General features: G+C 51.1%; 16 protein-coding genes and 1 pseudogene. 3 read left to right on the forward strand and 14 right to left on the reverse strand.

Annotated elements, in window-relative coordinates; genetic code table 11:
• The 12 genes and pseudogenes from E0496_RS11415 to E0496_RS11470 form a co-directional block, all read right to left on the reverse strand.
• A pseudogene (locus E0496_RS11415) lies at positions 1–295 on the reverse strand (hypothetical protein); the annotation flags it as partial.
• Between the two features lie 17 nt (positions 296–312).
• Complete coding sequence (locus E0496_RS11420) at positions 313–1,908, reverse strand: response regulator transcription factor (protein ID WP_141501821.1); 1,596 nt, start codon at positions 1,906–1,908, stop codon at positions 313–315.
• Positions 1,909–1,945: 37 nt separating this feature from the next.
• Positions 1,946–2,764 carry a carbohydrate ABC transporter permease gene (locus E0496_RS11425; protein ID WP_141501823.1) on the reverse strand — a complete coding sequence of 273 codons (819 nt, stop codon included), beginning with the start codon at positions 2,762–2,764 and terminating at the stop codon, positions 1,946–1,948.
• Positions 2,764–3,633: a carbohydrate ABC transporter permease gene (locus E0496_RS11430; RefSeq protein WP_206669749.1), complete on the reverse strand. Its 870-nt coding sequence runs from the start codon at positions 3,631–3,633 to the stop codon at positions 2,764–2,766. Before E0496_RS11430 ends, E0496_RS11425 begins: the two co-directional genes overlap by 1 nt.
• 102 nt (positions 3,634–3,735) lie before the next feature.
• Positions 3,736–5,091 (reverse strand): ABC transporter substrate-binding protein, encoded by a 1,356-nt coding sequence (locus E0496_RS11435; RefSeq protein ID WP_141501827.1) that lies wholly within the window; start codon positions 5,089–5,091, stop codon positions 3,736–3,738.
• A 102-nt stretch (positions 5,092–5,193) separates the two neighbouring features.
• Positions 5,194–6,999, reverse strand: a complete 1,806-nt coding sequence (locus E0496_RS11440) for a cache domain-containing sensor histidine kinase (RefSeq protein WP_141501829.1) — start codon at positions 6,997–6,999, stop codon at positions 5,194–5,196.
• A gap of 64 nt (positions 7,000–7,063) precedes the next feature.
• Complete coding sequence (locus E0496_RS11445; RefSeq protein ID WP_141501831.1) at positions 7,064–9,745, reverse strand: glycoside hydrolase family 78 protein; 2,682 nt, start codon at positions 9,743–9,745, stop codon at positions 7,064–7,066.
• 4 nt (positions 9,746–9,749) lie between these two features.
• Complete coding sequence (locus E0496_RS11450; protein WP_141501833.1) at positions 9,750–10,661, reverse strand: nucleoside hydrolase; 912 nt, start codon at positions 10,659–10,661, stop codon at positions 9,750–9,752.
• Positions 10,645–12,210, reverse strand: coding sequence for an FGGY family carbohydrate kinase (locus E0496_RS11455; protein ID WP_241674728.1), 1,566 nt, complete (start codon positions 12,208–12,210; stop codon positions 10,645–10,647). Before E0496_RS11455 ends, E0496_RS11450 begins: the two co-directional genes overlap by 17 nt.
• Complete coding sequence (locus E0496_RS11460) at positions 12,207–13,160, reverse strand: transketolase family protein (protein WP_141501834.1); 954 nt, start codon at positions 13,158–13,160, stop codon at positions 12,207–12,209. The genes E0496_RS11455 and E0496_RS11460 overlap by 4 nt, the downstream gene beginning before the upstream one ends.
• Positions 13,153–14,013: a transketolase gene (locus E0496_RS11465; protein ID WP_141501836.1), complete on the reverse strand. Its 861-nt coding sequence runs from the start codon at positions 14,011–14,013 to the stop codon at positions 13,153–13,155. The genes E0496_RS11460 and E0496_RS11465 overlap by 8 nt, the downstream gene beginning before the upstream one ends.
• Position 14,014: 1 nt before the next feature.
• Positions 14,015–15,445: an L-fucose/L-arabinose isomerase family protein gene (locus E0496_RS11470; protein ID WP_141501838.1), complete on the reverse strand. Its 1,431-nt coding sequence runs from the start codon at positions 15,443–15,445 to the stop codon at positions 14,015–14,017.
• A gap of 313 nt (positions 15,446–15,758) precedes the next feature.
• On the opposite strand from E0496_RS11470, the gene E0496_RS11475 reads away from it, so the two are divergent.
• The 3 genes from E0496_RS11475 (at position 15,759) to dnaN (ending at position 19,085) form a co-directional block, all read left to right on the forward strand.
• Positions 15,759–16,814 carry a LacI family DNA-binding transcriptional regulator gene (locus E0496_RS11475; RefSeq protein WP_175598046.1) on the forward strand — a complete coding sequence of 352 codons (1,056 nt, stop codon included), beginning with the start codon at positions 15,759–15,761 and terminating at the stop codon, positions 16,812–16,814.
• Between the two features lie 879 nt (positions 16,815–17,693).
• Positions 17,694–17,936 (forward strand): ribbon-helix-helix domain-containing protein, encoded by a 243-nt coding sequence (locus E0496_RS11480; RefSeq protein WP_141501839.1) that lies wholly within the window; start codon positions 17,694–17,696, stop codon positions 17,934–17,936.
• Positions 17,937–17,951: 15 nt separating this feature from the next.
• On the forward strand, positions 17,952–19,085 hold the full coding sequence (gene dnaN / locus E0496_RS11485) for a DNA polymerase III subunit beta (protein ID WP_141501840.1): 1,134 nt from the start codon (positions 17,952–17,954) through the stop codon (positions 19,083–19,085).
• Here the strand turns inward: dnaN and E0496_RS11490 are convergent.
• Entirely contained in the window at positions 19,082–20,521 is a 1,440-nt protein-coding gene (locus E0496_RS11490; protein ID WP_421923691.1) for a (Fe-S)-binding protein, read from the reverse strand. The genes dnaN and E0496_RS11490 overlap by 4 nt on opposite strands.
• Positions 20,514–21,929 (reverse strand): FAD-binding oxidoreductase, encoded by a 1,416-nt coding sequence (locus tag E0496_RS11495; protein ID WP_141501842.1) that lies wholly within the window; start codon positions 21,927–21,929, stop codon positions 20,514–20,516. Before E0496_RS11495 ends, E0496_RS11490 begins: the two co-directional genes overlap by 8 nt.
• Positions 21,930–21,994: the final 65 nt, after the last annotated feature.

The raw sequence follows: 21,994 nt of genomic DNA on the forward strand, positions 1-21,994 counted from the left end.
TCAGCCCGTCTTCCTTGAAGAACGAGAGCAGGTTCGATCTGTATTTGGCTTCAATGTCTGACCCAAACGTCTCCCCGGACATATGCCGCGCCAAAATCATGCCGTCAACCATCCGTCCGTGCGAAGAGCCGTAATCCCAGTCGCCATGCGTCAGATTCGCAGGCTCCGTCATCAGGTTAGCCGCAAAAAACGGAATATCGTCATAATCGCGATCCGCCATGCCAACGATTGCGTTCATCGCATGTCCCGCGCGAGCCTCCAACGTCAGCGTGTCAGGTACTAATCTTTTTGCCATCAATAGTCTCTCCTTCGTTAATTCGAGATTTGCGGCTCAAGCGAGCTGCGGTAATCGCCAATGGTCATGCCCATCTTTTTCTTAAAAATCTGGCTGAAATAGCGGTAATCCTCATATCCGACCCGCTTCGCAATTTCATAGTTTTTGTATGCAGGGTAACCCATCAGCTCCACGGCCTTCGCGATCCGGGCATCCGTCAAATAGTCGACAAAATTGCTGCCCGTCGTTTTTTTGAACAAGCGGCTCAAATAGTCAGCGTTCAAAAACCGGCTCTCCGCTATCTGATGCAGACTGAGCGGCTGGTCATAATGCTGCTCAATCAGCTTCTGAATTTCCCGAACAATCTGCTCGCCCTGCTTGCCGGCCGCGGGACCCCGCGAACCAATCACGCCGGGCAGAATTTCATCTGTAAAAATCGCACCCACAGCCGCCACATTCCTGCGTAGCCTAATCATCTCCGTATAGGCAAGCAAACTATGTCCGGTAGCTTTCTCCAGATTCGTACCCGCGCTCTGCAACTGCTTCTCCAGTGAATGGACAAGCATCAGGGCGCCGCGCAGCAAATCGTCCACCGTCATGCAGGGCTGCGAAATTTGCTCATAAAAGCGCTCAAAATCCTGCTGCGCCTGTTCTTCATTGCCATGCTGGAGATTAATGAGCAACGCTTGCTCTAGCTCTCGCGGAAAAGCCGCCGCAGCCACAACCGCAGTCTCGCCAGCAAACCCAATCCAGCCTGCTTCGCCAAGCTTTCTGCCGTTCAAGCTCAGCTTAGCTTTCTTGTACAGCTGCGGCAGCAGCGAGTGTTGCTCTTCCTGCTCACTCGCCGCAATGCTATAGCTCACGCCTGTCATATGCTTCAGCAGCGGCTGAAGCATAGCCAACAAACGAAGCAGCTCGCTTCTCACCAAGTGATTGCCATGCAAGCAAAGAACAAGCTCGCATGAGCTTCCCGGTGCGGCCGTCATCACAACATCCCATTCGCCGCCAAAATAAAATGCACGCTCCTGCTGAAGCTTTTGCCGCAGTTGCTCCATTACCAAAGGCAGCTCGCAGCGCTCCACGTACACATCCGGCTGAGCAACCAGCAGCAGGGTATTCCCCGCCTTCCAGCTCCTACCGTCAGGCAACCCGTTTTTCGCTGCAGGAACGATCCCTTCGCTCCCATCCCCCGTGAACAAGATATTCTCCAGCCAGTTCTTCGCGCTACCCTCTCTTTCCCTGGCTTCGCTGGTTTCCCTGCGGTCCAGCTCCGTCAGCGCTTTGCCAAGCACAGCCGCAAGCTCATCCTTCTTGATCGGCTTCAGCAAATAGTCAAATGCCTTATGGCGGATTGCTTCCTTCGTATATTCAAAGTCCGAGTAGCCGCTGACTACGATCGTCAGCAGCTCCGGAAGCTCCTTGCCAAGCAATGCGAGCAGCTGTTTCCCATCAAGGCCGGGCATCCGCATGTCCAGAAACAGAAGATCCGGCTTTTTGAGCAGCGCCATATGATAGGCGTCCTCACCGTCCTCTGCCTCCCCTGCAAGTGCAAGTCCAAGCTCCTCCCACGGAATCGATTGAATCAAGCCCCTGCGAATCCAGCGCTCGTCATCGACAATCATCACCTGTCTCATATCCGTCACGCCTCCCGACTACGAGCCTCATTTGCGATCAGCCTTTGACTGATCCTGCCGTCAAGCCATCGATAATATAGCGCTGCAGAAACAAATAAATAATGAGCACCGGCGTAATGACCACAATCATAAAAGCAAACACAATCCCCCAGTTCGTGCTGTACAGCGTAACGAAGTTGAATACTTGAAGCACGATCGTCCATTTGGTGCTGTCCGTAACGAGATAGAAGGGACCGAAGAAATCATTCCATACCGATACGATAACGACGATCGAGACCGTGACCAGCACCGTGCTGATGAGCGGTAAAATAATTTTGAGATACAGCCGGAAATAGCCGCAGCCTTCCAGAATAGCCGCCTCGTCCAGCTCCCTCGGTACGGACTTGATAAACCCGACTAGCAGAAACACCGCGAATGGCAGCAGAACCGCCGTGTAGTACATCACAATGCTAAGATAGGTGCCTTTAATATGAAGGACGTCCAACAATCGAATCGTTGGAATAATCGAGACTGGCACGATTAGTCCCATAATAAAGGCCATATAGACGCCGTTCAGAAATTTGCCCCCGCGCCGCTGAATGACGAACGCCGCCATCGATGCGAACAGGTTCACGCAGACGACCACAAGCGCCGACAGAAGAAAGCTATTTTTGAAGCCGCGCAAAATATTGTCCTGATTAAACACATCTCGGTAGTTGCTGAATTCCCAAGTCGACGGCAGCGATAAGCCAAATAACGCGGATTCCCTTATGCCTTTGAATGAATTGATAAATATCATAAAAAACGGGATCAGAATCAGGAGAGCGAGACCGATTGCAACGATTTCCAACGCGATTGGCGGTAGTTTTTTTCTCATCACATCTCGACCTCCCTTTTCTTCATCGCCATCAGCACAGGCACGCCAACAAGGGTTACAAGTGCAAACAGCAGCATATTGATCGCCGTGGCGTAGCCCATTTCACCCGAGCTGAACGTGTTGCGAATATACGTATAGAACACCTCGGTCGTATAACCTGGACCGCCTTCGGTCAACACCATTACGATCTCGAATACTTTCATCGAGCCGATCATCGCAAGCAGCACGTTAACGGTAAAAGCAGGCGCCAGCAGCGGGAACACTACATGCTTGAATCGCGTCCAGTAATTCGCACCATCAATCGATGCGCTCTCGATCAGATCCTTCGGAATAAATTGCAGACCGGCCAAATAAACGACCATCGAAAAGCCCGCAACCCGCCAGATGTCGGTAATGATAATGGTAAACAAAGCGAATTTCGGATCGTTCAGCCAGTCCTGCATCATGAAATCCAAACCAACCATATCAAGAAATTTATTTACGATTCCGTGCTCGGGATGGTAAATAGCCCGGAAAATATAGCCGATAACCAGTGGAGCAATGACATATGGCATGAAAAAAATCATCCGAAGCAAATTGCGCAGCCTCAGCTTCTCATTCAAGATCAGCGCCAGCGCAATGCCCGATACATTTTGCAGCACCGTCACCGCAGCGGCAAAAATTAGCGTATTCGTAAAAGCTTGCTTCAAGCGTGGCTCGTTGAACAGCTCCTTGTAATTTTCCAGTCCAATGAACTTGATCGTGCTTGCGTTAATGTTCCAATCGGTAAAGCTGTAATACACGCCGATCACGGTCGGCGTTATGAAGAACAATAGAAAAACGATTATCGCTGGAAAAGAAAAATAAAGCGGGTATTTGTTTCTCTCCATCATGCTCACCCCTGCTCCGATAAGGAAGGGCGGGCCTTGCGCCCTAGCTGCTCTCTAATGCAAGGCCCGCCTGCTCCATCTAAATGTTAAGCCGCTTATTTCTTATTCAAAACCTTCCAGACGTTTGGAATTACCGTCCTTGACGTAGTTCGTATCCATCTCTTTGATCGCTGCATCCACGTCTCCGGAAATGTGGAACCCTTGCAAAATTTTCCCGAGATCAAGGAAGGATGCGGTTAGGCGGTTTTGCACATTGACCTTGGACTTGCCAGCGTCGATATATTCCTGAACCGTTTGCTGGCTCGGGTAAAGCTCGCTATCCGCGCCTTTGAAGATCGGAATGCCCGGGTGCAGCTTATAGAAGGAATTGACGCTTTCGCTAGAGATCATGAACTTCACGAGCTCCTTCGCCGCTTCCAGGTTTTTCGCCTTTGATGGAACCATTAACTGGTTCGGTGGCGTAATCATAGCCGTACCTGTATCCGTAGCGGAAGGGAAAGGGAAAAATCCGATTTTTTCTTTCACAAAATCATTGCCGAATTTCTTCTCCAGCTGTGGTAGAATGCCATCCAGCATGAACGCCATGGCGACCTTGCCTTCGCCCAGCTCATTTTGCAATTCGTCAAAGGTGCCTGACAGCGTATTTTTCTGGAAGAGGCCCAAATCCTTGATTTCCTTCGCTTTCACAAACAAATCCTTAAGCGCCGTGATTTCGGAGAGCTTCATGCCGTTGACATTAAGCTTCTGAACACCCTCATCACCAATCTCCTGATCTACCTGACTCACCCAGCCTGTTAAGTAAAATACCTGTGTCGGCCAGCCGTCCTTCACGCCTTCATAGAAAGGCGTTACGCCGCTATCCTTCAGCTTCTTGGCGATTTCAAGCAGGTTCGCGTAATTCGTCGGCGGCTCAATGCCTGCTTTGGCGAAGACGTCCTTGTTATAAAACACGCCCATCATGCCCGTTTTGCCAAAGGGTACGCCATAGGCCTTGCCAGATGTATCCTTCTGGAATTCGGTGATTGATTCGATCACGTTATCCCACACGCCAGCCTCGCCTGACCACTCATATAACGTCTCTTCTGCTCTCAGCTTGACGTACTGCTTCGTTCCCGGCTGCATCAGAAACACATCGGGAAAATCGCCAGTAGAGAAGCGAGTTTTCAGCATATTGTCATAATCCCCGCCCGGCAGCGCCTGAACCTCAACCTTATTGCCGGTTTTCGCTTCAAAATCTTTAAAAATTTGCGTGTATGGCGTTGCGTCATCCGTATTCGGAATCAGGAAGGTTAATGTGACCGGCTCCTTCGCAGGCTCCTTGGTTGGATCAGCCGCCGCCGTCTTCTCAGGTGCGTTAGTCGCAGGCGTATTATTTCCGTTATTCCCTCCGCATGCGGCCAAAGTCAGTGCTGCCAATAGGAATACCATCGTGAGATAAACCGCTTTCATCTTTCTCATTCATCGACACCCTCTCATCCATAATGCTTACTCCCTTATTATATGAAAGCGCTTCCTAACGACAAATTCACAATAATGACTTGTTATGTTGAATATTCTGACTTATTCGTTCGCTTGCGTGGTCTCGATCGGAATGAACAGCTTGATCTCCGTTCCCATTCCCTTCCGGCTGTTAATTTCAAAATCAAACGCATCGCCAAACCTTATTTTATAACGGGAAAACACGTTTTGAATGCCGATTCCCATACGAGCCGCTGGCAAAGCTCCATTGTCTTGCAGCATAGGCGGCTTGAGCGTCTGCCTGATTTCTGCCAGATGCTTCTCGGAAATGCCAACTCCGTCATCGGATACGGAGAGTGCGATTCTCCCGCCTTCCTGCCGCATCGCCACCGTAATTCTGCCTTTGCCGCGCTTGCGCTCGATGCCATGGAACACGGCATTTTCGACGAGCGGCTGGAGTGTCATTTTGAGCAACGGAAAGCTGTAAAGCTCCTCCTCAATCTGCTGCTCGTAGGCGATCTTATCCTCGAAGCGGATGCGCTGAATGCTCATATAAGCGTCAATTTGAACGAGCTCTTCCTGAAGAGTCACGATCTCGTCTTTGTTCTTGGTGTTGTAGCGAAAAATATCTGCAAGCGATTCGGCCATTTGACCGATGTCCTGCACCTGATAATAGTCGGCCATCGACCGGATGCTGTCCAAGGTGTTATAGAGAAAGTGGGGATTGATCTGAGAATAGAGCATGGCCAGCTCGGCTTCCTGAAGCTTGATTTGGTTCACGTATTTCGTCTCGATCAGCTGCTCCAGCTCCTCCTGCATGGCGTTGAAATTCATGCCAATCCTGCCGATCTCATCGTTACGCTTCACCTCCACCCTTGCGGAGAAATCGCCGCGCTTCATGCGGTTAACCGATTTATACAGATGAAGGATTGGCTTCGTGATGCGCTGTCCAAACAGGACTGATATAAGAAAGGTAATGAAAAATGCGATGCATGCCGTAAACAAAACGGTGGTTTTGATAATATCCAGCGAGCCGAAGATGTCGCTCTTCGGAACGACGAGCACCGCTTTCCAGTTGGAGTAGCCCGACCTCGTATAGGAAACGAGACGCTCCTCGCCATCCATCTCGAACCAGAATCGGCTTTTGCTGCCGCTTACCCGCTCGGTCAGAGCAGGCTCATCCGCATAGGCGTTGGCATTGCCAGAAGCATAGACAAGCCGGTTGCCTTCATCAAGAATGAGAATGCTGCTTCTCGCTGATAATGCATCATTGCGCCCGATGCTGTTGAACAGCTCTGAACGATATTCTGCCCTGACGATAATAAACAAATCAGGATTCGAGAAATCCCGGATTAGAATCGCCGAGAAATATGCTGCTTCCTCTGCATCCGAGCGTTCAGACTCAGGGATCAGGCTGCTGAAAAAAACCTCTCCATCCTTCGCTACTGTGGAGCGGAACCATTCCGAATTGCGGACCTGTGCCGCATTTCTCATCCCGCTGTCATCGGATGCGCTGAGCAGCTCGCCCGTACTGAAATAAATATGGAAACGAATAAAATCACGGATCGGCGTTACATTAAAGCTTTTTAAATAAAGATCCCCGATCCGCTGGCGAAACTCGAAGCGCTCCTTGTCGCTCATTTCCGGGTAGCGGTTAATGCCATCGACGTAACTTGGATCATTATAGGAAGCCAGAAGCAAATTCCGTTTGCTGTGAAAATCATTGTCCATATTTTTTTCGATTTGCTGCACAAGCAAGGCGCTGGCGGACTCCGCCTGCCTGCCCATCGTAGTATAGGAAATATAGAAGGAAACCGATCCTACCAAGGTGATGCAGACTAAGATAATAATAAAGTAGCTGAGCAGGAGAACGGTGCGTATGCGAATAATGAACCCTCCTATAGCCAAAACCGCCCAAGCAATCCCTCGTTAGAGATATGGCTTGGGCGGTCAGCTGCTATGTGATGATGGTTTATGCTTTGGTGATCTGGCTGGCGAAGGTATAGATGCCTGAGCCAATTTGGAAACCAGCTCCGCCGTCCACCTGCGTAACCGGCTTCATACCGCTATCCGCAGTACCGGCTTCAAATGCCGCGTCATCAATATGCGTCACAGTCCCTGGAAGATGAACCGTCGCAGTCGTGTTGGCCGGAACCGTAACGGCCAGCTTGAACGTTCCGTCAGCACCGAGACTCCACGTTACGCCTACTCTTCCGTAGAGTGAGTCATAGTGCGCATTGACACTAGATATATCGCCACCCGGCTGCGGGCGGATAATCGCATTTCGGAAGCCCGGTGCCGAAGCATCCGCTTCAATGCCCGCCATGTAGCGGAACATCCACTCTCCGACAGAACCCAGCGAATAATGGTTGAATGAGTTCATTTGCGGCGTTTGGAACCCTTTGTCCTCGGTCCAACCGTCCCAGCGCTCCCAGATTGTCGTCGCGCCATGCTTGATGGAATACATCCACGAAGGGAATGACTCCTGCGTAAGCAGCTTGTAGGCGATGTCGAGCCGGCCATTGTCTGATAGGGCAGGCAATAGATAACCAACGCCGAGGAACCCCGTCGTTAATCGGTCGCCGCGCTTAGTAATATCTGCCGCCAAATGTCCAATCGCCTTTAAGCGAAGTTCCTCGGTCAGCAAGCCGAATTGCAGCGCAAGCACGTAAACCGTCTGGGTCTCACCGTGGATGACGCCGTCCTCGCTCACAAATGCGTTGCGGAAGGCTGCCGCAATGTCTTGGAACAACTGGTCATACCGGCTAACTTCCTCCGGCTTGTCGAGCACACCTGCAATCAAACCAAGCAGCTTCGTGCTGTAAGCAAAATATGCCGTCGCGAGCACTTCGTTTGGCGTATCCGCATCGATGGACAGCCAATCCCCGTAGTTCGCATAATCGGGCCGAACGAGATTATCGGTATTTATTCTTAAATACTCGACCCATTTCGCCATGGCCTCATAATGCGTTTCCAATATTCTTATATCGCCATACATCAAGTAGAGCGTCCACGGAATGACGACGCCGGCATCTCCCCAGCCTGCATTGTCCGGCGCGAACCAGTTCAGCCGCGTATTCCAATTCTTATGGCGAATCCACCCTGCATCCGGCGCAACATCAGTGAATGCACCTGAAGGCTGCTGGCAATCGATCATATCCCATACGAATTTATTGAAGAAACGAGCCACATCCATATTGTAGGAAGCCGTGCGTGCGAAAATTTGCGCATCGCCCGTCCAGCCGAGCCGCTCATCGCGCTGCGGGCAATCCGTTGGCACGGAAAGGAAGTTGCCGCGCTGTCCCCACGTAATGTTCGAATAAAGCTGGTTGACCATCGCATTCGACGTTTCCAAATACCCGGTTTCCGGCGTATCCGAATGGACTACCTTGCCGATAATCGTATCCAAATCCGGCTCGCCCGGATATCCGATCAGCTCCACGTAACGGAAGCCATGGAACGTAAAATGCGGCTCGTAGCGCTCTTCGCTTCCGCCCTTCAGCGTATAATGCTCCTGCTGGACGGCTACGCGCAAATTATCGAGATAAAGCGAGCCGTCCGGACTGAGCATTTCTGCATGGCTCAGCGTAATCGTCGTACCACGCTCACCAGTCACCTTAAGCTCGGTCCAGCCTACCATATTTTGACCCATATCATAAATATAATTGCCTGCGGGGGACTTCTTCATACTGATCGGTTTGATCGTTTTGGTAATCGTAATCGGCGGTTCATTCGTAGCCACCAAATTGCCGTTATAGCCCGAGCGAACATCCGGCTGCTCCCAATCGGCATCGTCATAGCCCGCTTCGTCCCACCCGTCAATTTCAAGGCGCGCATCATAAGCCTCGCCCATAATGAAATCGGAATAAAGAATCGGGCCTTTGCTTACCCGCCAAGTGTGGTCTGTCACAATGCTTTCCTTGCTGCCGTCCTCATACTCCACATTAACCTGCATCATGAAGAACGGGCGCTCCCCGTAAACCTTATCACCGAGGAAGCCGACCGTTCCCGCATACCAGCCATCGCCTACAATTACGCCAAAGGCGTTGTCACCCTCTGCCAGAAGCTCGGTAATCTCGTAAGCCTGCACTTGTGTGCGGACGTTATAATCCGTAAAGCCCGGGGCAAAATAATCGCCGACTCGCTTCCCGTTCACATGAAGCTCGAATAAGCCGAGTGCTGTCGCGTAAGCAAACGCGCTGCGCACTTTGCCCTTAAGCGAAAAGGATTTGCGCAAATGTGGTGAAGGCTGCATGTTATGTTCGGCATCGAGCTTGCGTCCGATCCATTTTCCTTTGTATGCTTCTCTGCTCAGAAGACCCATCGTCCAGAAGGCTGCTGCACTCCACTCCGAAGGCTGCTGCTCCTTGTCCCAGACACGGACCTTCCAGAAGTATTTGCCTTCGGCCAGAAGCTCGCTTCCTGCATATTCGATCTGAATGGATTGGCTCGATTCCACTTTTCCGCTATCCCATACATCGCCCTGCTCGGCTGCCAGCTTCTCGCTTGAAGAGGCTACCAGAATGTGATAGGCCGTCTGCACGGCGGAGCGGCTGTCCGCTTCGATTTGCCAAAACAATCTTGGCTTGCTCGCTTCAATGCCTATAGGATTCGTCATATATTCGGTCTTGCAATTCACAATCGACAAGGTCATTGCGTTATCCTCCGTTTTTGGAACTGGCATGGAATAATTCAAGCTTGGCGTACATGTCCTCTAAAGTAAAACGCGCATCGACGGAACGATACACTCTAATTTTTCGATCCGTTTTTTGCTCCTCATAGCGCATATCAGATGCAATATGCGGCGCATCCACCATATCATAATCAAACTCCTGATCATCAATAAGCAGCGAAACAGCCGGAGAATCACCTAACGCCCACATTTCGCCCTTCGGCCATCTCGGCGTATGATCAGGATGCAAATTGAACTCTACCAGCTGCTCGAACAAATAGCGGCCAATTTCACCGTGCGGACGTACTCTGACGGCTAACTCCGCCAAGCTTACGCGCAGCATTTTATAAACATTTTGCGGTACCTGCCACAGCGGAATCGGGGAGCGGAACACAACGTTTGCGGCAGCAATATCGTTTTCCAGATTGAACTCCCGTGCTCCTGCCGGATACGGGCCTCCGCCGATCCAGACCGCTGTCATGCGGCCTGCAATGCGCGGCTCCTGCAAATAAGCCGAAGCAAGATCCGTCAGCGGACCAAGAAAAATAACGTAAAGCGGCAGCTCGCCGTCCTTCATCGCTTCTCTGACGATAAGCTCCGAGCCCGGCGAGGACACTGGTGTCTGCTCATCCGACAGCGCCGCCTTGGCCCCTTCATAGACCATTACATCATTCTCCATATGCATCAGCTGCAATACCTTCTTAATTTCCTCGAAGGATTCCTCCATTGAGGTATCGATTCTCGTGCCAAAATGTGCCGCAATAATGCCCGCGATGTTGAATCTTGGTGTCAAGAGAGCATGGGCAATCGCGTATTGGTCGTCCGCTTCGTTTTTTGCATCCGTATTAATTATAAGACGGATCTTTTTGGATTCTGGCACTTTATAGGGAAAGTTCATGACTTTGCTCCTTTTCATGAAGCGCTGCTTCATTGGCCAGGACCGCCTTCACCGCGGCCTGCCAGCCTGAAACGCGCCGTTCTCGTTCCTGCTTCGACATGTTCGAATGGAATTCTCTATCCCGCTTATAGAAGCATGCGATCTCTTCGAGGCTCCAGCGGCCTAGCGCCAACCCACCGATGTAGGCAGAGCCAAGCGCGGACAGCTGCGCAGCTTCGGGACAAACGATGCGCGACTCCAACAAATCAGCTTGGAATTGCATCAGCCTATCGTTGGCCGTCGCTCCCCCGTCCACCCGCAGTTCCTTAAGTGGCAATCCGGTTTGCTGCTCCAGCAGTTTAACCGCGTCATCCACCTGATAAGCAATACTCTCTAGTGCCGCGAGCAAAATGTGATGACGGTCGGAGGAGCGGTTCAGCCCAGTAATCGCTGCCCTTGCCTGCGCGTTCCAATGTGGAGCGCCCAGCCCTACGAACGCTGGCACCAGATACACGCCGCCGCTGTCTCCGGCCTTGCTTACGCTCTCCTCCAGCTCCTCGAAGCTGCGGTAGAGCCCAAGCTGATCACGCGCCCAATTGAGGCAGTCGCCCGAGCAATGGATGATCGCTTCGAGCGCGTAGTCGACCTTGCCGCCAAGCCCCCAAGCAATTGCGGATACTAGACCGTCCCGCGCGCGTACGATCTCAGAGCCTACATGCATCAGCACCGAAGTACCTGTGCCATAAGTGCCTTTAGCCATGCCCGGCTTCGTGCATTGCTGCCCGAACAGGGCGCCCTGCGAATCGCCGATTACGCCTGTGATCGGGATTTTCCGGGCAAACAGCTCCGGCTCATCGACATAACCATAAATGTAATCGCTCCCATATACATTAGGAAGAAGCTGCAGCGGAACGCCAAACCAGCCCGCCAGCTCCTCGTCCCATTGCAGCGTTTCGATATTGAACAGTTGGGTCCGGCTGGCGTTGCTAAAGTCAGTCGCATGTACCTTGCGACCGCTCAGATTCCAGATGATCCAGCTGTCCATCGTCCCCGCCATCAGTTGCTCTACCGGCGTATCCGTGGCTGCATATTCAAGCAGCCAGCGCCATTTGGTTGCCGAGAAATAAGGATCGAGCAGCAGTCCCGTTTTGGCCTGAATCTGCTCCTCCAATCCCCTCTCCCGCAGTTCACTGCATTGACTGGCAGTCCTTCGGCACTGCCATACGATAGCATTCGCAACAGGAATACCTGTCTCACGATCCCATAGTAAGGCGGTTTCGCGCTGATTCGTAATCGTCAAGCCGGCAATTTCCTGCTCCGTTATGCCGGCTAGTGCGATGACGCCGCGAATGGCTGCTTTTACGTTATTATAAATTTCAACCGGGTCATGCTCCACCCAGCCGTCCTGCGGATAATATTGACGATGGCTGATCGCTAATTGCTGCGCAATTTTCCCGCTCTCGTCAACCAGTAAGGCTTTCGTTGCTGTCGTGCTCTGATCTATCGTTAACAGAAACTTAGCAGCATTCGAATTCAGCTCCGACGCTTGCGAAGGCTGCATGTTCATCATACTTGCTTCACCTTAGCTTTGACTAGCTCGGCGGCTAGCTTCTGGACATTGTCCGCAGTCAGGCCGTAATGGGCAAAGATTTCAGCTGTTTTGCCCGCAATTGCCGGCTCATCCGGAATGCCGAGAATACGCAGCGGCACAGGAATATTCGTTGAGGTGACTTCCGCAACAGCAGCCCCTAGCCCGCCAAAGATGCTGTGCTCCTCCAGCGTAACGATGGCTCCCGTCTCCTTCGCAGCAGCAATAATCGCTTCCTCATCAAGTGGCTTAATCGTATGCATATTGAGCACGCGTGCCTCAATGCCCGCTTCCTCCAGCAGCTTTGCGGCGTCGAGCGCAATCCGCACCGTCTCTCCGGTTCCAATCAGCGTTACGTCGCTGCCCGGCTTCATAACGACAGCCTTGCCAATTTGGAAGTCGTAATCATCCGACTCATACACATCCTCAACCGGGTTGCGTCCGATACGCACATAAGTGCCGCCCTCATGCTTCGCAAGTGCCTGTGTCATTTTCCGTGTCTCGTGGCGGTCTGCCGGCAAAATAATTGTTAAGCCCGGAATCGCCCGCGTTACCGCAATATCCTGCAAGGAATGATGGGACATGCCAAGCGCTCCGTAGCTAACGCCGCCGCTAATGCCGACCAGCTTCACATTCGTGGCGGAATAAGCGACATCCACCTTCACCTGCTCGATGCTCCGCATGCTGAGGAAGCATGCTGGAGAGGTAACGAAAGGCTTCTTGCCGCTATGGGCGAGCCCCGCCGCTATTCCGACGATATTTTGCTCCGCGATTCCTGTTTCTACGAACTGCTCAGGGAACTGCTTGACGAACGGCGCCATGGCAGCCGAGCCTCGCGAATCACTAGCCAGCACCATAATATCTCTATCGTCCTGTGCAAGCTCCATCAAAGCCTCGCACATCGCTTGACGGTTGGGTATGTTGTTAGCCATTCGTGCCACGCTCCTCTTCCGCTGCTCGTATCGCTGCGCTCGCCGCTTCCAGCTCGGCAACCGCTAGTATTAGCTGCTCCTCATTCGGTACATGATGATGCCACTCGGGCTGATTCTCGGCGAAAGACACGCCTTTGCCCTTGGTCGTATTCAGAATAACAAGCGTCGGCTTGCCTGTCTGCTCAGGAACCGCGCGAAGCGTCTCCAACAGCTCGCCAAAATCATGCCCGTTCACCTGCTTCACATGCCAGCCGAACGCCTCCCATTTGCGGTCAAGCGGGTCGATGCCCATGACATCCTCCGTATTGCCGCTAATTTGCAGGCGGTTGCGGTCGACAAAACCAATCAAATTATCAAGCTTGTAATGCGCGCCGGCCATCGCCGCTTCCCATACAGAGCCCTCGGCCTGCTCGCCGTCGCCCATCAAACAAAACACCCGATATGCCTTGCTGTCTTTCTTCGCCGCTAGCGCCATCCCGACGGAGATCGCCAGGCCATGCCCAAGCGCTCCCGTATTCATCTCAATGCCCGCAACCTTATTGTTTGGATGCCCGATCAGTCTCGTTCCGAACTGGCAGTACGTTGCAAGCTCCTCCTTCGGGAAATAGCCGAGGTCGGCCAAAATGCACCATAACGATTCAACCGAATGGCCCTTGCTCGCAATAAACCGATCCCGCTCCACCCACTTAGGCTGCGCAGGGTCATGCTTCATAATTTCATAATATAAGGCCGTTAAAATATCAGTATTGCTAAGCGAGCCCCCCGTATGCCCCATTTTGGCATTGTGGATCAATCGGAGAAGGTCTGCCCGAATTTGTAATGATTTAATTTGAAGCTCAGCTACAGTCGCCATCTTAGACACTTCCTCTCAGCCATGCGCGAATTTCTGCTTCTGTTGGATCAACCGGGTCCGGAGTCAAGCCAGGAATATAATTGCAAGCCTCATAAAGGGAAGGAATGACATTGGCATGAATGCCGACCGAATGATGGACATAAGGGCCTTTCACCAGCTTCTCTTCCCATAGCGGCCAATCGTTGACTTCTACCCATACATACGAGCCTCTCGTATAAGGGCCTTGAATGCCGCGTGCTTTGCCAAGGAACAGCGAGTATTCGCCATGATCGCCGTCAAAACGGGCCAATGTCATATCGCCGCCGCGAATTTCGCCTTCGTGTGTGCCCGGAGCATGATCATCGAACAAAAAGTGATGGCGCAGCTTCGGCTTGTCTTCCACCGACAAGGAAACTGGGAAGTTGCCGCAGTGGAACAGCAGCTCGCCGTTCGGATTCTCAGGATGGCGAACCGTCAAATCCGCGAAGAAGGTAGGCGCTTCGTTCATCGCCGCCGCCTGAACCATCACCGAGGTAATCGCTCCGTGAATATCCGTTTCGCAGGTCACCGGAATTTGCTCATCCGTGAGCAGGGCATTGGCTAGGCATGGCATAATGCCCATCGCGTCCTGCAATGACGACCAGCATTGAATCGCAATCGCGCCGCTGCCGGTTTCCACAGCGTATTTTTTCATGGCAACCTTGAGTGCTGCGACGCGCTTCACAGCAGCCTGCGTCACTTCTGCTACATCCAGCTTCGCTTGGATAAAGGCAATCGCTTCATGCAGCTCGATTCCATTCTGCTTCTCAATCCGCTCTGTTGTTTTCTGAATATCAATCAGCGTAATCGGATGCACCTCGATGCCAAAACGCTCCAGCAGCTCGCCTTCGTTGACCATCATCGTCCAAAAGGACGCTGGGCGGGGCGCTATTTGTAAAATCCGCAGCGTACGGAATTGACGCACGACGTTAGCAGCGGATACGAAGTTTTTGAAACCCCTTTCAAAAACCGGATCATTCACTCGGCTGTTCGTCACATAGGTGAACGGAACGTTGAATCTGCGCAAGATTTTGCCCGTTGCGAACAGTCCGCATTGGGTATCCCGAAGCCGCATGCCATCCTCCAGCGGCGCTTCATCCCGCGGCCCCCATAGCAAGGTCGGCTTGCCTAGCGCCTTGGCTACCCGAGCTACCGTATCCTCCGTACCGAAATTGCAATGCGGGAAAAATACGGCGTCTACCTTCTCGCGCTGGAATCGCTCAATGATTTTATCCGCCCCAATGTTATCGTTATAAAGAAGTCCTTCTTCATTTAGCCCTTCGAGATCGACGATATCAATGTCCATGCCGAAAGAATCAATTTTCTCGCGAATCAACACCTTGTACTTAAAAGCATCCTCTTCACTAAACACGAAACGACGCGTTGGTGCATAACCCAGTTTCAACTTTTTCATTGTGTCCGCCTCCGTTAAACTATGACTAAACAACTAAACAGATGGATAATAAACAAACTAAACAAATTTCTGATTCATTACTTTCAATCATCTATTTTCTTATGAGTTGCTCTTGAAAATCATCCTAACACGCTAGTTTAGTTCAGTCAACACTAAATGTTTAGTTATCTTTATTAATATAAAAGGAATTTAACTACTAAACTTTATATCTGTTTAGTAATCTATTGCTAAACTATACCCCTTCATAGTAAACTAAACGTACTAAACGAATAGCTGATTTTGTTGATCATAAATAAAGAATGGAGAACGAATCGTGAAAATGGATGATATCGCAAGACTAGCTGAAGTATCCAAGTCAGCCGTATCCCTCGCCTTGAACAATAAGCCGGGAATCAGCTCCGAAACGCGTGAGAAAATCATCAGGATTGCCGAGGAGAACGGTTATCATTTTAAGCCCAAGCCAAGCTTGCCTGAGAAGCCAGTCAAAACACTGCTGTTTCTCGTCTTAACCAACTCCGGTATCGTACTGGAAAACTACTATCAACAGCCGTTCTTTCGTGAGCTGATTCATTTTATCGAAGAGCATTGCCGCTTGAAGGGGTATTCGCTCCGCTTCTCTGCCGTGGACATGAGCGATTTGGAGAATAATTTGCAAGCCGTCGCGGAAGAAAACAAAGACAATGGCGTCATTCTGCTCGGAACCAATCTGAGCCGCCTTCAAATTGAATTTATCGCGCGGCAGCTGCCTCAGCTGGTCGTGCTCGATACCTGCTATGACACGCTTCCTGTCAGCTTTGTACAAATCAATAATGAAATGGGTGCGTATCAAGCAGGCACCTATTTATATGAAAGAGGCCACCGCAGCATTGGATACGTAGCCTCGGACGTTCGAATTCATAATTTCGACGCGCGCAAGAGAGGCTTCCGTCTCGCGCTCAAGGACTACGGGCTTATTGTAGACGACTCCCATCTCTTCCATGTCGCTCCGACGATCCTATCTTCACAGCCAGAGATGAAGAAGCAGCTTGAGGCCTACATCAGCAGTGGCAAACCAATGCCGACCGCAATTTTCTGCGAATGCGACTATATCGCCATTAGTGCCGTTAAGACGTTAACTGAGCTTGGCTTCCGCATTCCGGAGGACATCTCGGTCATTGGCTTCGATAATATATCGGAAGCAAGAATCATTACGCCCGAACTCACAACCATCCATGTCGATAAAGATAAAATTGCACGGGTCGCCGTCGACCTGCTCATCTCCCAGCTAGAGGAAGAAAACGACATGAAGGTGAAAATAAGCATCGATACGAAATTTATCGAGCGCCTCTCCTGCGCAGCTCCAGCTGTGGCAGTCGAAACGCAGTTATAACGGATAAGACATAACGGACAAGGCATAACGGACAAGGCAAGGTGAGACGGCTTTCGCCGTCCTTTCGTGGCGCGGCGCGTTTCATTACGAGAAATATAGAAATCATATGGCGAAGGATACACTTCCTATATTTTAAGAAAAAGGTTAGAGCGAATCAGATTGTGATCTGATGCTCTAACCTTTTTTTGTACTTGGGGCATGGTGTTAGACAAGTTCAGCTAATGATTTCTTACTTAATGAATTTTTTAAAAGTAGGGGTCAAGTCCATCATTCTGTGTAAAATCTCATCTATCTCTGCGCCCCAAATTGGACTGGATATGGCTGGGTTTTGGAGGAATAGATCTATTTTTTAGATCTAATCTGGCGGAAATCGCCGATTGGGATGAAATAGGTCTAAAAAATAGATCTAATCTAGCCCAGCGAGCCCCATACGGCAGCGTATGGCTAGGTTTTGGAGGAATAGATCTATTTTTTAGATCTAATCTGGCGGAAATCGCCGAATGGGATGAAATAGGTCTAAAAAATAGACCTAATCTAGCCCAGCGAGCCTAATAGGGCAGCTTACGGCTGGATTCTGGAGAAATAGATAAGTTGAACAGAAGAAATGAAGTATGAGCGAAGCGAAAAGCGCGTTCCGGGGAAACGAAATGTTCGCCTTAGTAGCCGGCTTCTTACTTTTACATAGATTAGTCCATCTATGAATCTGCCTGCAACCGTACCTCCAAAGAATAATTTACTCGTGCAGCGTCCGAAACGAGAAAGTTTAATTCAATGTAAATAGATGCTGCCCTTCCTCCATTGCCAACGATTTCAAATCATGATAAAGTTAAAGATATAAGATATGAATAAGGTTACTTAATTCAAAAAGGAGATTTTTTAGTGGACGACAAAAAAATGAAAATTGCCGTGCCTCAGGATGAAGGACAACTGTCCATGATGTTCTCCCGAGGAGGGCCGCGCGCGGGAGCAGGAAGAAAGGGCATTGGCGAAACGAAGAAGGTTTCTTTGACGCTTACCAAAGAAATATGGGATGAGCTGGAGAAGCAATGTGCGGCTTCTGAGCTTTCTAGGTCAGAAGCTATTCGCCGCATCATTGAATCGTTTTACCATAAGTCAAATTAAAGATGGGTGAAGCTCATGCATGTTGAAATTGACCAGCAGTCTCTCCATACCGCATTACAGCACATTGCGGCCGGCGTGCCAGCAAGAAGCGTCTCGCCGATTTTAACGGGAGTCAAACTCGAGTCAGGCACTGATGGCCTAACGTTGACCGCGTGCAATACTTCAGTGACACTACAATATTTTATACCGTGTGCTTCCGATACTTTGATCATTCATAAAGAAGGGAGCACCGTCATCCCTGCCCGCTTCTTCATCGATATCAATCGCAGCCTCTCGGAGGGCATGGTCACGCTCGAAGAAATGCAGAACCGTTTTGTTCGCATTTCCTCGGGTCATACCGTGTACAGGCTTGCCGCAATGAGCGCTGGCGATTTTCCTATTGCCGCAATTCCTGAAAGGAATAACGGATTCAGCATAAATAACGAAGAATTCAAGAAAATGGTTAAGCAAGTCGCGTTCGCCGCATCAACCTCTGAATCAAAGCCGGTTCTAACAGGCGTATTGTGCCAAACGGATGAATATAAACTGACGTTTGCCGCTACGGACGGCATTCGGCTTTCGACCAGAACCTCAAGGCATGACGTCAATTCCGTAAGCAACTTCCCTTCCGTTGTAATTCCAGCTAAGCACTTGTCCAATTATGCAAAAATGCTTCACAATGAATCCGGCTCCACACGAATCACTCTTAACGACCATAGCATTTATTTTCAGACGCGAAATTTCAGCATGTTATCCTTGCTCATTGCAGGGGCGTTTCCCTCCATTGAAAGGCTCATTCCCAAAACCTTTTCAACCGAAATTAGCATGGATACGGCCTCACTCCTTAGCTCTGTTCAGCGAGCCGGCCTGCTTGCAGGGCCTACGCATGTGATTGGTATGCGCATCACGGCTAAGGAAGCCGAATTATTCGCAGCATCTGCCGCAGTCGGAGACGTCTCGGAAAAAATCGCAATCCAATCGTTTATCGGTGAACCCTTAACCGTATTCTTTAACGGAACTTATTTAAAGGACGTATTGCTTGCGATAGAAAGCTCACAACTTCGTCTGCATTTCACGGGACGAGAAAAACCGTTTGTTATCCGCCCATCGACCTCACCGAACGCTCAATATATCATCACCCCGGTGAGGACTGCTTATAGGGAAGTTTAGCTAATTGTGCTGGCTACCTGCTTTTCAACCATCCGCTCATGCAGAAAATCAACGATATGCTCCACTTTCATCTGGCTGCCGCAGCCATGCTTCTGGACGCCTAGCTTCATTTGCAGCAGACAGCCCGGATTGCTTGTCAGTAAATAATGGGCAGCCGTTGCGTTAGCATTTTCCATCTTATGCTCGAGGAGCTGCCCGGCCATCTCCGGCTGCGTAATATTGTAAATGCCGGCAGAGCCGCAGCAGCGGTCCGCCTCATGCATCTCTACAAATTCGACGCCCTCCACCTGGCGCATAAGCGTGCGCGGCGCGTTCGAAGAACGCATGACGTTGCGCAGATGACAGGAATCCTGATACGTAATCCGGACGTTAACCTTGCTTGCTGCGTCAGCGTCTGTACTCTGAGTGCTGGCATCACCGGCCAGCTCGCTGAAGAACGGCAGCCGTCCATGGCGCACCAGCAAATCGCTAATATCGATGACCCGGTTCGCAAACCAAGCCGCGTCCTCCCGCCACTGGGCTTCCTCATGAAGCAGATGATCATACTCTGTCAAAATCGCGCCGCAGCCCCCCGCATTAGAGACGATATAATCTACATTAGCCGCTTTGAATGCTTCGATGTTTTGGCGAGCCAACTTCTTCGCGCCGGAGGTCTCGCCGCTATGGGCATGAAGCGCACCGCAGCAGCCTTGGCTATCCGGAATAACAACCTCAAAACCAGCTGCGCTAAGAAGCTCCACCGTTTTGACATTCGTTTCCGTGAACATTACATCCATCAAACAGCCTCTGAACATGCCGACTGTAGCAATCTTCTCGCCCTTAGCCTTGTGGTGCGTGCCCATTCGCTGCACGATCCCCTTCGGTGAGGCGTCCGGCAAAATGGATTCCATATCGCGCAGATGTTCTGGGAACAGCTTCATCAGCCCGGCGCCGCGAGCCAGCGAACGAAGGCCCGAGCGCTGGTAAAGCTGCAGCGCTCCCCCTGCAAGCCTCATCCGGCTCTGTTTCGGAAACAGCTGCTTGAATACGACGCCGCGTACCGATTTGACCCACCAGCGATGGCTATTGGTATGATCCTCAATAGCATCCCTTGCCTGCTCGATAAGTTGGCCATACTTCACGTCGGCGGGGCAAGCCGGCTCGCACGCCCGGCAGCCAAGGCAGTGGTTCATCTGCTCCTCAAATACTTCATCTGGACTCATGATTCCATCAGCGACCGCCTTCATCAACGCGATCCTGCCCCGCGGCGACTCTGCCTCAAGTCCAGTCTCGCGGAAAGTCGGACAAGCCGGCAAACAAAATCCGCAGCGCATGCAATTCGTGAGCTGGTCCTCGTTAAGATTCAGCTTCAGCTTCTGCGCAAGCGGGTTCAGCTTCGTTAGCGAAGCTTCCTTTTGGCTTGCTGCCTTATCGTTACGCTCCATCGTTTTAGCCATGCTGAAGCACCACCCTTTTGCGAGATTGCTTAGCGAAGATTTTACCCGGGTTAAGCAGGTTATGCGGGTCAAAAGCATGCTTAATTCCCTTCATTACTTCAATGCCTGCCTCTCCAACCTTCCATTCCAAAAACGGAGATTTGACCAAACCGACGCCATGCTCGCCGGTAATCGTTCCGCCAAGGCGAATAGCCGCTTCGAATATTTCCTCAAAAGCTGCCTCTACCCGGTGAATCTCCTCGGCGTCTCTCGCATCGGTCGTTGCCGTCGGATGCAGATTGCCGTCACCGGCATGCCCAAACGTACAAATCGTCACCCCATGCTTCACCGCGATCCGGTTGATTTCCATGACCATTTCGGCGATTTTGGAACGTGGTACCGTCGCGTCCTCCAGAATCGTCGTCGGCCGCAGCCTCGCCAGCGCCGTGAACGCGCTGCGCCTTGCTGTCAGCAGCTTTAGCGCCTCCTCTGCGCTTTCGGCCACGCTGACGCTATGCGCGTTTTCCCCTCGGCAAATGGCCTCAATAAGCGAGATATCCCGATCCACTGCCTCTTGGTCGCCATCCTGCTCAATGAGCAGAATCGCTTCCATATCCAGCGGCAAGCCCAGCTTCGCAAAATCGTCCACCACGCGCACGGTCGCATTATCGAGAAATTCCAGCGTAGACGGAATGATGCGGTTTTCTATAATTTTGGATACCGTTCTTGCTGCCTCGTTTAAATCCTTGTACATGGCAAGCATCGTCTTCTTCGTCGATGGCGGGGGAATAAGCTTCAACGTTGCTTCTGTTATGATTGCTAGTGTGCCTTCCGAGCCGACTAGCAGCTTCGTCAGATCATAACCAGCCACGTCCTTCATCAGCTTGCCTCCCGTACGTAGCACTTCCCCGCTTGCGAGCACTGCTTCAAGTCCGATGACATAATCCTTGGTCGTGCCATATTTTAAGCCCCGCAGTCCCCCGGAGCATTCCGCAATATTGCCGCCGATCGTCGAGATTGCCATGCTGCTCGGGTCCGGCGGATAGAACAAGCCCATTGCCTCAATATGGGTTATAAAAGTTTTCGTAATCAGGCCTGGCTGCACGGTCGCAGTCAAATTTTCCAAATCAACCTCTAGGATTCGATTCATCCGGTGCATAACCATAACGATCCCACCGTTGATCGGAACGGTGCCGCCGCACAGATTTGTACCCGAGCCGCGTCCGACAACCGGAATGCGGTGCTTGTTCAATATCTTCATCACTTGGCTTACTTGCTCTGTATTCTCGGGATAAATGACCCCATCCGGCAGCGCTTGCAGCATCGGCGTTCCATCATAGGAATGAGTAACTAGCGCCTCAGCATCATCCTTAAAATAGTTCGGCCCAACGACCGCAATCAGCTCTTTCTTAACCTTCTCATCCAGCATGATCATACCTCCAGCAGCTAATATTAATTAATCAGGTCATCTGATGACTTTATTTTAAAAAAAGT

This window comes from Paenibacillus luteus (genome assembly GCF_006542765.1).
In the GTDB taxonomy this organism is placed as follows: domain Bacteria; phylum Bacillota; class Bacilli; order Paenibacillales; family Paenibacillaceae; genus Pristimantibacillus; species Pristimantibacillus luteus.

Coding starts and splice junctions, on each gene's coding strand:
- E0496_RS11420 (WP_141501821.1), bottom strand. CDS start 1,908: ATGAGACAGGTGATGATTGTCGATGACGAGCGCTGGATTCGCAGGGGC.
- E0496_RS11425 (WP_141501823.1), bottom strand. CDS start 2,764: ATGAGAAAAAAACTACCGCCAATCGCGTTGGAAATCGTTGCAATCGGT.
- E0496_RS11430 (WP_206669749.1), bottom strand. CDS start 3,633: ATGGAGAGAAACAAATACCCGCTTTATTTTTCTTTTCCAGCGATAATC.
- E0496_RS11435 (WP_141501827.1), bottom strand. CDS start 5,091: ATGAGAAAGATGAAAGCGGTTTATCTCACGATGGTATTCCTATTGGCA.
- E0496_RS11445 (WP_141501831.1), bottom strand. CDS start 9,745: ATGACCTTGTCGATTGTGAATTGCAAGACCGAATATATGACGAATCCT.
- E0496_RS11450 (WP_141501833.1), bottom strand. CDS start 10,661: ATGAACTTTCCCTATAAAGTGCCAGAATCCAAAAAGATCCGTCTTATA.
- E0496_RS11455 (WP_241674728.1), bottom strand. CDS start 12,210: ATGATGAACATGCAGCCTTCGCAAGCGTCGGAGCTGAATTCGAATGCT.
- E0496_RS11460 (WP_141501834.1), bottom strand. CDS start 13,160: ATGGCTAACAACATACCCAACCGTCAAGCGATGTGCGAGGCTTTGATG.
- E0496_RS11465 (WP_141501836.1), bottom strand. CDS start 14,013: ATGGCGACTGTAGCTGAGCTTCAAATTAAATCATTACAAATTCGGGCA.
- E0496_RS11470 (WP_141501838.1), bottom strand. CDS start 15,445: ATGAAAAAGTTGAAACTGGGTTATGCACCAACGCGTCGTTTCGTGTTT.
- dnaN (WP_141501840.1), top strand. CDS start 17,952: ATGCATGTTGAAATTGACCAGCAGTCTCTCCATACCGCATTACAGCAC.
- E0496_RS11490 (WP_421923691.1), bottom strand. CDS start 20,521: ATGGCTAAAACGATGGAGCGTAACGATAAGGCAGCAAGCCAAAAGGAA.
- E0496_RS11495 (WP_141501842.1), bottom strand. CDS start 21,929: ATGCTGGATGAGAAGGTTAAGAAAGAGCTGATTGCGGTCGTTGGGCCG.